This is a genomic window from Thermus caliditerrae, from assembly GCF_021462525.1.
In the GTDB taxonomy this organism is placed as follows: domain Bacteria; phylum Deinococcota; class Deinococci; order Deinococcales; family Thermaceae; genus Thermus; species Thermus caliditerrae.
In genome coordinates this window covers 64,680-76,697 of record NZ_JAKEDT010000010.1, presented here as the reverse complement: position 1 = coordinate 76,697, position 12,018 = coordinate 64,680, and the positions used below count along the sequence as shown (strand labels likewise).

The 12,018-nt window shown below is 63.1% G+C and carries 7 protein-coding genes; 1 reads left to right on the top strand and 6 read right to left on the bottom strand.

The window, feature by feature from the left end; all coding sequences use genetic code 11:
* Window positions 1-221: 221 nt before the first annotated feature.
* Entirely contained in the window at window positions 222-929 is a 708-nt protein-coding gene (locus L1088_RS07140) for a hypothetical protein (protein ID WP_234554323.1), read from the bottom strand.
* On the opposite strand from L1088_RS07140, the gene L1088_RS07135 reads away from it, so the two are divergent.
* Window positions 901-1,212, top strand: coding sequence for a HEPN domain-containing protein (locus L1088_RS07135; RefSeq protein ID WP_234554322.1), 312 nt, complete (start codon window positions 901-903; stop codon window positions 1,210-1,212). The two genes, L1088_RS07140 and L1088_RS07135, sit on opposite strands and share 29 nt — an antisense overlap.
* Before the next feature lie 518 nt (window positions 1,213-1,730).
* Here L1088_RS07135 and L1088_RS07130 read toward each other — a convergent pair.
* The 5 genes from L1088_RS07130 to L1088_RS07110 are packed head-to-tail and all read right to left on the bottom strand — an operon-like array spanning window position 1,731 to window position 11,661.
* Complete coding sequence (locus tag L1088_RS07130; protein WP_234554321.1) at window positions 1,731-4,781, bottom strand: helicase-related protein; 3,051 nt, start codon at window positions 4,779-4,781, stop codon at window positions 1,731-1,733.
* 27 nt (window positions 4,782-4,808) lie between these two features.
* The gene (locus L1088_RS07125) at window positions 4,809-5,360 is read right to left on the bottom strand and encodes a hypothetical protein (protein ID WP_234554320.1); all 552 of its coding nucleotides are present in this window, start codon (window positions 5,358-5,360) and stop codon (window positions 4,809-4,811) included.
* On the bottom strand, window positions 5,339-9,787 hold the full coding sequence (locus tag L1088_RS07120) for an Eco57I restriction-modification methylase domain-containing protein (protein ID WP_234554319.1): 4,449 nt from the start codon (window positions 9,785-9,787) through the stop codon (window positions 5,339-5,341). Before L1088_RS07120 ends, L1088_RS07125 begins: the two co-directional genes overlap by 22 nt.
* A 21-nt stretch (window positions 9,788-9,808) precedes the next feature.
* Window positions 9,809-10,702, bottom strand: coding sequence for a ParB/RepB/Spo0J family partition protein (locus L1088_RS07115; protein WP_234554318.1), 894 nt, complete (start codon window positions 10,700-10,702; stop codon window positions 9,809-9,811).
* Window positions 10,699-11,661 (bottom strand): ParA family protein, encoded by a 963-nt coding sequence (locus tag L1088_RS07110; protein ID WP_038043998.1) that lies wholly within the window; start codon window positions 11,659-11,661, stop codon window positions 10,699-10,701. The genes L1088_RS07115 and L1088_RS07110 overlap by 4 nt, the downstream gene beginning before the upstream one ends.
* Window positions 11,662-12,018 lie beyond the last annotated feature (357 nt).

Sequence of the window (12,018 nt, the reverse complement as noted above, 5' to 3'; positions counted from 1 at the left end):
GGCGTTGAGGAAACTGCGGGAGCGCCTGGAGAGGGAAGTGGGGCAAAGTCTATGCATGGCTACTTAGCTACACATGGGACCTTTGGGAACCCAATCCAAACTTTTCACCCTTGGCCTCCTTAGGCCCCTCAAGGGACACCGTAGCCCTCCTGGGCCAGGTCCACAGCCCTGCCGCAGAGGACAAGCCGGGGCCGATGCGGCGGCATGCACAAAAGCCTTGTTTACCGGGCCTCAGGCCACTTCACCTCACTAGGAAGGTCCACCGGAAGGGAGGAGCGAAGGAGAAAAGTTTTGTCGTAGAACTTGACTGACACCTGGTCCGGGGAGACGAACTGCAAGGCTATGACGCTTCCATGCAAACCTAGGGCTTGGAGAAGACGAGCCCCAAGCGGGCGGTGGAGCTCAGGGGCGGTGCCCGCTTTTGGGGCTTCTTCGGCGAGGTGATCCTTAGGGAAGGGAAGGCCGTCCGGATCGTCTTGCGCAAGGGAAAGGAGGGCTGGCAGGTGGAAACCGGCGTGCATCCCACCTCTGCTTTTTCCGAGAACCCCAACCTCCTCCTGCTCCTCACCATCCTCTTCGCCCTCAGCACCCCCTGGTGGGCGGGGCCGCCCCGCCCCGAGTACGCCCTCGTTCCGGCCCTTGTCTTCGCCTTCTGGGCTGTCATCTTGCAGCCCTTCCCTCAGGTTCTCCGCCACCACGCCCTCGAGCACCGGGTCCTCGAAGCCGTGGCCCGCTGGTGCGACGGGGAGCGCTGGGAGGACGATTACCGCTATCTGACCGAGAAAGTTCCCGACTGGAGCTGGGCCTGTGGTTCTATACTCTTCGCCGCCACCGCCCTCACCGCCCTTCCCCTCTTTCTGCTCCTGCCCCCCGCGGGGGCTCTTCGAAAGGCTCAGACCGTTGCTCCCCCTGGCCCTAGCCCTGGACAAGCTCTACATCCCCACCCGCTACCCCGACGCCCTCCCCGGGCTGATCCCCAAGGAGGCTTACACCCGGGAGGAGGCGGAAGAGGCCCTTGCCCACGCCCAGCTCCTCCTCGTCCACATCCGGCAAGCCTTCGATGAGGATGAGGGACGGGGAGCTGCTCGCGGTGCAATGCCACCTTCGCAGCCCGCTCACGAACATCCCCTTTACCCGGGACTTTACCCCATAACTTCCTTCCCTTCCTTCCTTTCCTTCCCACCAGGAACTCCCGGGTTGGCAGGAGCTTGAAAAGCCGCATCGGCCCTTTCAGGAGCAGGTAGGGACCATCCTGCTCACTGGCCAAACCCAACTTGCCCCCAAGCTGCAAAAGAAGTCCCGCTGGCCACTCCATCTCCTCAGGAAGGCTCACAAACCACTTCTCCCGGCAGGCCACCTGGCGAGCGTACCCCAGGGCCTGCCTGCCTTCGGGGTCCTAAGCCAGGACCGTGAGCAGCTCGTACCCGGGCCGCCTCGCCTTCCCCACCCGTCCTAGGCCCTCCATGGCCCGGGGGTAGGGATTGGGCACCGGGCTCAGGTCCGGAAGGACCAGAACCTTTTCTCGGGCCGTTCCCTCAAAGCGCCTCAGGAGGACCCTATCGGAGGAAAAGGCTTCCGAAGCGGGTAGTGAGCTCTTGGGGTCTGGCTTCCACAGCTTTGGGTGGGCTCATGGGGCTCCTCCGGGTCCGGGTTTTATCACAAAGAGGTGGATGTGGGTAGGGCCCTGAAACCCCTTAGAATCGCCACTTGACTCAGGTAGCCGTCCCAGGCTACGCCAGCGTCAAGTAGACCACCAGCTCAAGGTCTTCCTCCGTAAACGTCTTCGCTTGGCGGGGCTCGTTGTCCTTCTGGTCCAACCGGTAGCGCCTTGCAAACTCCTTGAGCGCCTCCACCAGCTCCACATCCCGGCCTCTGTACTTGTCCTGTATGTCTCTAAGCTCCTTGAGGAGAACGCGGGGAAGGGGTTCCTTCAACGCCCCCATGACCTCGAGGAGATCGTTTCGGTCCACCTGGGGATGGTGGTCCAACCCCCAAAGGAGTGCCTTGAGTTCGCGCTGCACCTTGGGGAGCTCCCTTAGGGTCTCTGCATGCTGCGCGTTTAGCTCCTCTAGGAGCTCTTTCTTGGCCATCTCCAAAAGGGCATCCACTTCGTAGTCAGCATCCACCCGGGGAGTGGTCTCATCGCATTGGATGAGTTGAAAGATGCGGTGCTTGGAGTCCAAAAAGCTGCCCGTCTCCACATCGTAGAAGCGCCAAATGTGTTCATCCCCCACCTTGAAGTGGAAGAAAACCCCTTTCCTCTCCCTTCCCGCCAGGCCGCTGTGAGCGCCATAGGGGATGGCCTCGATGCGTTCGGCCCCGATTTTCTGCAAGAAGGAAGAGAGGACCAAGCGCATGAACTCGCTGGAGATCTCCGCCTCGGCTTCCAGCTCATCGGCTACCCCGGCATCCTCCCTCTCGATGCGGCGCAGGGCGTTGAAGGTCTTGGGGTTGACGGCCTCCCCAAGGACGCTCGCATCCAGTCCTACGTTCTTATCTATCTGGAGGATCTTGTCCCAAAGCCGCTCCAAAAGGCCCAGCATGGCCTCGAGGCCCTCCTCGGGGAAAAAGTTGTAGATGTGGATCACCTCAAAGGGGGAGCCCAGCCGATCGATGCGCCCCGCTCGCTGCACCATGCGCACGGGGTTCCAGTGCAGGTCAAAGTTGATGAGGGTGTCCGCGTCCTGCAGGTTCTGTCCCTCAGAGAAGACATCCGTGGCCAGCAGGAGGTCCAGTTCCTTCTCGGGAGGCACTTTGGCCCGCTGGGCCTTCGGTGCAAAACGCTGAATGATCTCAGCCCTCCGCTTGGGGTCCACGCTTCCGTCCACCACCTCCCAGCGCCAACGGGCAAGATCGTGTGCGTACGCTCCGCGAAACGCTTTCTCTATGTAGCGAATGGTGTCCTGGAAGTAAGAAAACACCAGGATCTTCCTGCCAGCATGCTGGCGGATGAGGGCCACCAGCTCTGCGATCTTGGGGTCGCTCTCGGTCTTGATGGGCTCCACCAAGCCTCGCATCTTACGGAGAGCCTCTAAATCCTCGGCGGCAGCCTGTGCCAGCTCCAAGGCCTTGTAGGAAGAAGCGGCCACAGAGGGCAGTTTCTGCAAGAAGGCCTGCACTTCCTCATCGCTGTCTTCACCCTCGAGGTCCAGGAGGCGGCGGTAATCCCCTGCGGAAAGGAGGCGGCCCCGCATCAGCTCCTCTATGAAGCGCTCGTGGAAGCCAATGTAGCGGTCCAAGGAGCGCCGGAACGCCTCTGCGCTGGACTCAAAGCGTTTCAGGAGAATGGTCTTCATAAGACTAATCAAAGCCTCATTGCGCAGGACCTTCTCCTCTTCCTCCGGCGTGGGGCTTTTCAAGAAGCGCTCAGGGTTGTAGGCGGCCAGCTCCAGCTTCTCAAACAAGAGGGCTATTTGCTCGTAGAGGCCAGGTGCGAGGGCCTCGAGGCTATAGCGCACGGTGTGCAACCTCCGCTCGGGGAAACGGATGCGCTCCCCATTGATCACCGCCTCGGGGAACTCTCGCTTGATGAACTGGCGGGTGCGGCGGATCATGACCTCTTCCAGAAGGTTGAGGACGTCCCCGTCCAAGGAGGCGCGGACGAAGTAGGAACGCAGGTGGGGTATGCCCGCCCGGGCAAAGTAGCGGTCGTCTTGGGCAAAGAGCATGACCTGGTTGTAGAGGTCAAATACCGAGTTATTGATGGGGGTTGCCGTGAGCAGTATGGCCTTTTTCCGCCTGCCGGCGGCCATGATTTGGGAAAGGGCATCGTACCGCTGGTTGGAGTTGCGGAAGTTGTGGGACTCGTCCACAAGCACCACATCCACGTCGAAGTACTGGGAGGGATCAAAGTCCTTCCGCCCCAACCTCTCCATGCTCTCCACGTGTGCAGCCACCTGGATGGATGCGAGCTCCTTTTCCCACATCTCCCTGAGTTGGGCTGGAGCGATCACCAAGCACCGCTTGCGCTGGAAGTAGCCAAAGTGCTCCAGGAGCCTTTTGCCAATCCAGGTTTTACCTAGACCCACCGAGTCGGCGATGAAGACCCCATCGTATTTCTGCAGGATGCGCAGGGCCCGCTCAAAAGCTTTCTCCTGAAAATCGGCCAAGTCCACCAAGGACTTGCCCACATCCCGCCCCTTATCCAAGTCCACCGTGAGCTCATCCTTGAAGTACTCGTAGAGGCTCTTGATGAAGATCAGATAGGGGCTATAGACACTGCTGATGAGCTTGGATTCCTCCAAGAGCTGGATAAGCCCGTGTTTGAAGTCCTCCGATTGGGTCCAAAAGCGTTCAAACCACTCGCGTGCGGCCTGAACGGCGTAGCCCTGTTTGTGTACGGAGTTGAGCTCGGTGTTGGAGGTGAGCCCTGCTTGGGTAAAGTTGGAGGAGCCGATGATCGCCACGTCGTTAAAGATGTAAGCCTTCCCGTGGAAGAAGCCTTTGGTGTAAAGCCGCACCTCCACTTCGGGGCGCTGGAGAAACCGCACCAGCTCCCGGGCCAGCTCGCGGTTTTGGACGTTGAGCTGGGCCCTTTCCAGCTCCCGCCGGAAACCCGCAGGGTAAAGCTCGCCACCCCCAGCTCCCTGCTCCTTGGAAAGGAGGAGGCGAAACCGAGGGACCAGCCACAGGGCCTCCTGGACCAGGGCAAAGCCGCCCAGGTTGAAATAGCCGCTGGCAAAGTCCGCCTGCCGCTGGTGGCGGAGTAGCTGAGCTAAAGCTTCAGCCAGCTTTAGCCGTTCGTTGTCAATAAAGTCCGGTAGGTGCAGCGGGGCCCACATCTCTCTCTCCCCTCCGATAACCAAGCCTTACGGGTCTCCCCCTTTCAGGTACCGATTGCCGAGACGAACAGCGAATTGCCCTAGGGCCTTCTGCAAGTTTACAAGTCTTTTTTCCAAGTCCTCAATCTCCCCGACCCAGGTGTGCCACGCCGCGGCTTTACCAAAATCACCCCTGAGCAAGGAACGAGCTTCAGATACTCTAGCCTGTTCCTTAAGAACCTCCAAGCAATGCTCCATATCCAACCCCGCCTGCAGCGCCTCAGAGAAAATGCGCCGCAAAAACACCCTGCGGACCACTTCCGCCGCACTAAAAGGGTCGGAAGCCTCTGAGGCCATCCGGATCATCCCCTGAAGCCACCGCTCGCTCCAACTGGTCCTCAGGGCAGCCTCTCCCCCAGGGGTATCTATGAAGAGCGCTTCTCCCCCAATCACCACCACGCCAACAAAGGCGGCGTTGGCGAGGGCTTGGCATAACGCTTGCGGGTCCCCGCAAGGCTCGTTCACCCTCACCACCTGGAACCCCTCGAGGTCCAGCAGGACCTGCCCCCAACAGGGGCCTATCCGGATGGAGCCATCCACAGCCGCTCCGCCTCCTCGTCCGTAAGGCCGTACAGCCACGCCACCAGCCGGTCCACGAGCCTATCGGTGGTCTCAAGGCGGCGGTAAAGGGGCCGGAGCTCCTCGAGGGCCCTCTGGCTTTCCTCCTTGAGCTGGGCCAGGGTTTTGGGCGTGGTGGGGACCCTCTTGGCCCGGAAGCGCTCCACGATGGCCTCCACGCCCCCTTCCAACCCGTGCCGCGGCCACTCCTCGGCAAGCCACTCTTGACCGAGCCGGTCCGCCTGCGGGAAAGTGTGCTTCACCCACTCCCGCCACTCCCCCTCGAGGGCCAGCCGTTCCCCCTGGGTGCGCTGCATCTCTTGGGCCAGGTAGGCCAGGAAAGCCGCCACCACATCCCTCCCGCCCGCCTGGAGCTGGGCGCGAGCCCAGGCCTCAAGGGCTTCGTACTCCTCTTGCCCGTAGTGCTTCCGAGCCTCGTCCAGGGCCTGGCTTAGCGCTTCCTCTTCCGTGGTCCGCTCTATGCGGGGGATGGGGAGGTGCTGGAGGTGGACGGCGCGAAGCTCAAGCCGACCCCCCTCGTTAGGGTCGCCCAAGGATGAAAGCTTGAGCTTCATAGCCCCAAAGGCGACCCTTGAGTTCAAGACTGCGAGAAGATAGTAGTCCTCTTTGGGTATGAAAAACAGCTTATCGTTGATGTAAAAACCTTTGGCATCCAGGTAAAATCTGGGTTCCCTGGCGATGACTGGGTAGACAATCTTCGGACCCTCGAGGAGATGGTGATATTCAGCGCCGTACCTGCTTAGGGCATACCATGGAAAGCGCCCCTGCTTGACTTCGGGTCTCTCTGCCAGCATGTCGTAAAACGATGAGAGATGTTGCTTGACCCGTGGGTACCTTTCAATGTTCAAGTTCCAAGGCATAAAAAGCAAGTACCGCCTTTCCCAAAGAGCGTAGTAGTGCCGCACGTCATCCCCCACCAGAAGGGGCTTGATGAGCTCGGCGCTTTTGGGGTCCTCCTGGATGAGGCGGATGCGGGTAGCCTCATCTATGAAAAAAGCTTCATTAAAGCCGGTCAGTATCCCCCTGTAAAACTCGCCCGCGTACTCCCTCAGGGGCACTCCCACCGCTTCCATCTTTTGCAGGATGGCGTTGATGTTAGCGTCCCCCAAGGTCCAGCCCTCAGGCCGAAAAGCCTCCTCGTCCAAATCCTGCCCCCGCTTCACCAGCTCCTCAAGAGCTTCCTTTCGGGCTTCCGAAGGAGCATGCAAAAGGCTCGCAAACTCCTCCTTGGACACCGGCTTGAACCGCACCGGGCTAAAGCTCCCCGCACTTTCCCTATGAGGCTTCTCTACGATGAAGATGGCCGGAAATGTGGCCGCTCCTTCAAACACCGGGTTCTCACCGAAATCAATCACCTCGCGGATGCGCTGCGCAGCAAGCAACCTCCGCAAACCTTCCCCATACGCCGCCCGGGTGAACTGGCGGGATGAAATGAACCCCAGCCGCCCCCCTTCCCTGAGCACGGAAAGCCCCCTGGCAAAGAAGTACACGTACAGGTCAGCGCTCCCGCTGTAGACGCTCTCAAAGGCCTTCTCCAAAAAGGGCTTGTTGGGGGCAATCTGCTCCTGGCGCACGTAGGGCGGGTTGCCGATCACGGCGTCAAAGCCGGGGTTGTGCCTGCGCTCGGGGCTGAAGAAGACCTCGGGAAACTCAAACTCCCAGTGGAAGAAGCACCGCTCCCGGGCAAGGGCCAGGGCTTCCGGCACGTGGTGCTTTGCGGGCGGGGTGGCCAGATCGGCCAGCTTGAAGGAGGGCAGGTACACCCGGGCCTCCCACAGGGGGGGCAGGGGCTGGCCCCTCTTGGGCTTGGGGGCGAAGAAGCTGGCGGCATAGACGTCCAGGGCCCGGCGGAGGGGAAGGAGGGCGGCCTCGGCCTGGGCGTAAAGCTCCTGGGAGAGGGCCACCTCGGCGGGAGTGAGGTCCCGCACGTCCAAAAGCGCTTGGGCCTTGCGGGTGGCCGCCTCCACCTCGGCCTCAATCTCCGTCAGCCACACGGGGCTCTCCCGCTCCACCCAGGCCATGAACTCGTCCCTGGACACACCCAGCACGCTGTTGCCTGTGCGCAGGTGGTGGTCCAGGAAGGAAAGGGGGGCGCCCACCGTGAAGGCGTCCAACCACAGGGAGAGCTTGGCCAGCTCCACGGCCATGTCGTTGAGGTCCACGCCGAAGACGCACCGCTTCATCACCATGCGCTTGAGCAGGTTGCTGTCGGAAAGCTGCTCGTCCTTAACCTCGAGGCCGTACTCCCCTATCTGCTGCCGGATTTCCTGGCGAAGCTCCGCCAGGGCATCCAAAACCGGCTCGGCCCGTAGCTCAGCGATGAGGCCCGCGAAGCGCTCGGCCAAGAAGTTGACCGCCCCCACCAGAAAGTGGCCCGACCCCATGGCTGGGTCCACCACCTTCACATCCAGAAGGGCTTCCAGGGCACGGTGCCGAAGCTCGGCCAGCCGCTTCGCGCCCTCGTGGGTGGGGTGCTTCTCCTGCCGACGGGCGTGGTGCTGGTACTCCTCCAAGACCTTACGCAAGGCCTCCTTCCGCCCCTCCACCACAGGCTCCAGGGTGCGGCGGACGATGTACTCCACCACATAGTCGGGGGTGTAGTAGCTTCCCGAGACCTTGCGCTGGTGTTGGTCGTAGACCAGGTAGGGCTTGCCCTTGGGCACCTCATGGAGGGGCTTTTCCTTCGGGGAGAGTTGGGCCTTGGGCTTGTAGACCTCGAGGCCCCCCTCCTTCACCACCGCCAGGTCCTCCTGGGCCACGGCCAAGCGGTACTCCAAAAGCCCCTCATACACCGCCCCTAGCTCCCGCACGGTGAGGTACTTGTAGTCCACGAAGCGAAGCCTTTCCCCCTCATCGGGTTGGCGGGAGAGCCGGTCCAGCGCCGGGGCCAGGAAGGCATCGGCCACCTTGTGGGTGTCCAGGAAGGGATGCAGGCCCGGCCTGAAGAGCCCCCCGTTGTAGGGGGGAACCTTCAGCCGACGGTCCCCCTTGTCGATCAGGGTGAAGAGGGCGGAAAGGTGCTCCCAAAGAACGTGGCTATCTTCGATGTAGACCCGCCCCCTGTCCATGCCCTCGGCCACCTCCCGGCGGAGCTGGGTCAGGCTCAGGTCCCGGTAGCCCAAGACGTCGTGGACGGGAAGCAGGTTGCGGTCCTCGGCGTAGAGGAGGAAAAGCAGGCGGTAGAGGAGAACCATGGTGGCCCGGTAGGTCTCCTTCAAAACGGTCTCGTCCACCGCCTCTTGCCGGACTTCGGTGTGGTAGCGGAGGAACCCCTCAGCCAAAAGGGGGAAGACCTCCTCAAACACCACCTCCTTGAGCCTCTCCCCCACCCGCAGGCCGTACTGCTCACTGGCCTCCAGAACCCTCCTGAGGAAGGAGCCCTGAGGGCCTTCCAGGAAGGCCTCGCGGCGGAAGAAGAGCCAGAAGAAGCGGAAGGCTTCGGGGTCCTCGAGGGCCTGCACCAGGTCCACGGCAAAGTAGCGGTTCTGCCGGTCCACGGCCCGCCCCCAGTAGAGCCGCCACTCCCGGCCGTTGGTCAGGATGCCCCACTCCAGTCCCGTGGATTGCAGATAACCGCTCAGCTGGAAGGAAGGGGTCACGGGGTTCGGGGCCAGGTCCCTGGCATCCCGCTTCTTGACGTCCAGGTCCCGGCCAAAGTATTTGGCCTCGGCCAGCGCCAAGGCGGGGGCGAGGCGCTTGGCCTCCTCCTTCTGCACCACGGCCTTCGCCTTGGTGTCCTCGTCGGGGTAGAGCACGTAATCGGGGCGTTGAAGGCTCCCAGAGGCCTTTTGGGCGTCCTGGACCCAGTAGGCGAAGCCCAAGGCCTTGAGGACGGGTTGGATGAACTCCTCTTCCGTTTGCGACTCGTTGGCGTTTTCCAGGATTGCCCGCTTGAAGCGGTAGAGCTCCAGGAGTTCCTGGCGCACGGGCTCGGGGTCCTCGCTCCACTCAGGGGTTTCCCGGAGGCGGACCTCGAGGTAGTGCTCGCTGAAAAGCCCCTGGTTCCGGTAGGGCCGCTTCTTAAAGAGGCCCTCCTGTTCCGCCTGGGCCTGCAGGATGCCCTTCACCCACTGGGCGGCCTCGAGGGGGTCTTTCCCCTGGCGCTGGAGCTCGCAAAGCCGCCCCAGCAGGTTCTCCACCCCCTGGGCGTCCGCCTGGGCCAGGCGGCGCTCCTGGTCTTGGTAGAGGAGCTGGAAGTCCTTCTGGTCCTTGGTGAAGAGGACCAAAGCCGCCACCCCTGCCTTAGCGAGGTGGGCGGCCACGGGTTCCAAGGGGGGGGTGGCCTTATAGCCCACCCGGTAGACGCGAAAGAGGCCGCCAAAGTCCAAAAGGAGCTCCCCGGGCACCTCGCCGAACCGGGCGGGCATAGGGGTCAGGCAGTCGGGCATGGAACCCCCCTTCCCGCGGGCCTACGCCTTGCGGGTCAGGCCCAGCTCCTTGGCGAGGGCCTGGAGGTGCCTTTCCACCGCCTTCCGCTTCTCGGGAGGGAGGGCCTCGAGGTCCAGCCGGGAAAGCCTTGCCAGCACCTCCTTGTGCCAGGGCGGGGGAGAGGCCTCCTTCCGGAGAAGCTCCCGCACCTTGGCCTTAAGCTCCCGCAAGGAAAGCCCCGCCTTGGCCTCCTCCAGGAGCTTGCGCCTTTCTTCCTCCTCCTTCACCTTCTTGAGCTCCAAGGCAGCGGTGTAGGGGATGGAGCCCTCGAGGAGAGCCTCCTGGAGGTCCGGGGGGAGGTTCAGGAGGGGGAGGCGGACCTGCACGAAGCTCTCCCAAGTCATGCGCCCCAGGAGGCGGAAAACCTCCTCCACCCTCTGGGCCTCAGGGCTACCCAAAACGTTTTGGGTAGCCTTGCCCCCCCGCTCATTCCGCATCCGGTGGAGCAGGCTCACCACCTCTCCCCTCCCCTTCCCCAGCTCCAGGGCCAGGAGGTCCAGGACGGCCACCGTCTCCTCGTAGGGGTTCAGGTCCTCCCGCTGGAGGTTCTCCATGAGGGCGATGGCCTGGGCGGCCTTCTCGTCCAGCCCCTCGAGGACCACCACGGGAACCTCGGAAAGCCCCGCCATCTGGGCGGCCCGGTACCGCCTTTCCCCGGCCACGATCTCATACCGCCCGTCCCCAAGGGGGCGGACCAAAAGGGGCTCCAGCACCCCGTGGGCCCGGATGGACTCCGCCAAGGCCTTCAGGGAGGCTTCCTCAAAGCGCCGCCGGGGCTGGGGCCGGGGCACCAGCTCGGCCAGGAGAAGGGTGGAGGAAGCGGGCTTCTTGGCCTCCTCCACCAGGCCCTTCAGGTAGGCGCGGATGGCGCTCATGCCGGCACCTCCTCGAGGCGGAAGACCCGCTCCAACAGGAAGTCGGCCAGGCGGGCGATCTCCTCCGCAGCCTCCTTGTCCCCGGTGGCCTGGATGGGCACCTGCTCCTCCGTGGCCCGCCGGTGGGGGCCGGGGCGGTAGGCCACCCGGGGCGCCACCGGGGCCACCTCCTCGAGGTCCTGGATGGCCTGGAGCACCCGGTTATCCCCCTGGGTGCGGGCGTCGTACTTGGTGGGGATGAAGGCGCGGATGATGTGGGACCGGCCCGCCACCGCGTCCGGGGCCACCTTGCGCAGGGCCTCCCGGTACTCCCGGGCCACCTGGATCACCGCCTGCAGGGCCTGCACCCCCTTGGCTCCCGTTTCCACAGGCACCAATAGCCCATCCCCCGCCAGGGCGGCCATCACCGCCAAGGAGCCCAGGGAGGGCAGGGAGTCCACCAGGATGAGGTCGTAGCCGTCGGTGCGCTCCAAGGCGGTGCGCAGGGCCAAGGCTCCTAGGGGTTTGCGGTCCAGCTCCAGCTCCCCCAGGGCCAGGTTCACCGAGGCAGGCACCAGGTGGAGGTTCCGCCCCACCTGCCGGGGGCGGGGCAGGAAGTCCTGGCGGATCACCTGGAGCAAGGTTTCCTCGTCCTCCACGCGGCCAGGGTCCACCCCCAGCCAGGCGGTGAGGTTGGCCTGGGGGTCGGCGTCGATGAGGAGCACCCGGTAGCCCCTCGAGGCCATCTCAAAGCCCAGGTCCCGGGCCAGGGAGGTCTTGCCTGCACCGCCTGCGTGGGTGAAGAGGGTGAAGATCTGGCCCCGACCCTCCGGCCCCTCCACCACCTCGGGGACGTACCAATAATGCCCCAGGCGGACGGCCTCGAGGCGGCCTTCCCGGATCCACTTGCGGGCCAAGCTTTCCGACATCCCCTCCCGCCGGGCCCACTCCGTCAGCGGCACCAGCCTTTCCCGTTTCATATCGGAAGGATACCGGCCTAGTACGCCCTAGCGCAAGCCCGTGGGGCGGAAGGGGTGGGAAGGGCCTCGAGGCGGCCATCCTGGACCGGGAGGGGTACACGCCCTTTTACTTGCGTGGACGGTAGCAACTACCAAAACTTGCCTATGCCTGCTTCTAAGGCATTCTTCAGGCTTTACCACAACGAAGAAACTATGAAAAAGGCATTGCTTGAGCAGAAAGTGTACTTGGTCTAAGACAGCAGGGTTGTGGTATAATGCCCTCGTCCGGAACCCCGGACGGGCATCTTGAAAGCCAGCTTCCTCCGTCCTGCACGCGAATATGCGTTTTCCCCTTTTCATCGCCCCCTTCTCCTGTGG

Bases quoted from the DNA above. Each gene is read 5' to 3' on its own strand.
- L1088_RS07130 (WP_234554321.1), bottom strand. From the start codon at position 4,781: ATGTGGGCCCCGCTGCACCTACCGGACTTTATTGACAACGAACGGCTA.
- L1088_RS07120 (WP_234554319.1), bottom strand. From the start codon at position 9,787: ATGCCCGACTGCCTGACCCCTATGCCCGCCCGGTTCGGCGAGGTGCCC.
- L1088_RS07115 (WP_234554318.1), bottom strand. From the start codon at position 10,702: ATGAGCGCCATCCGCGCCTACCTGAAGGGCCTGGTGGAGGAGGCCAAG.
- L1088_RS07110 (WP_038043998.1), bottom strand. From the start codon at position 11,661: ATGAAACGGGAAAGGCTGGTGCCGCTGACGGAGTGGGCCCGGCGGGAG.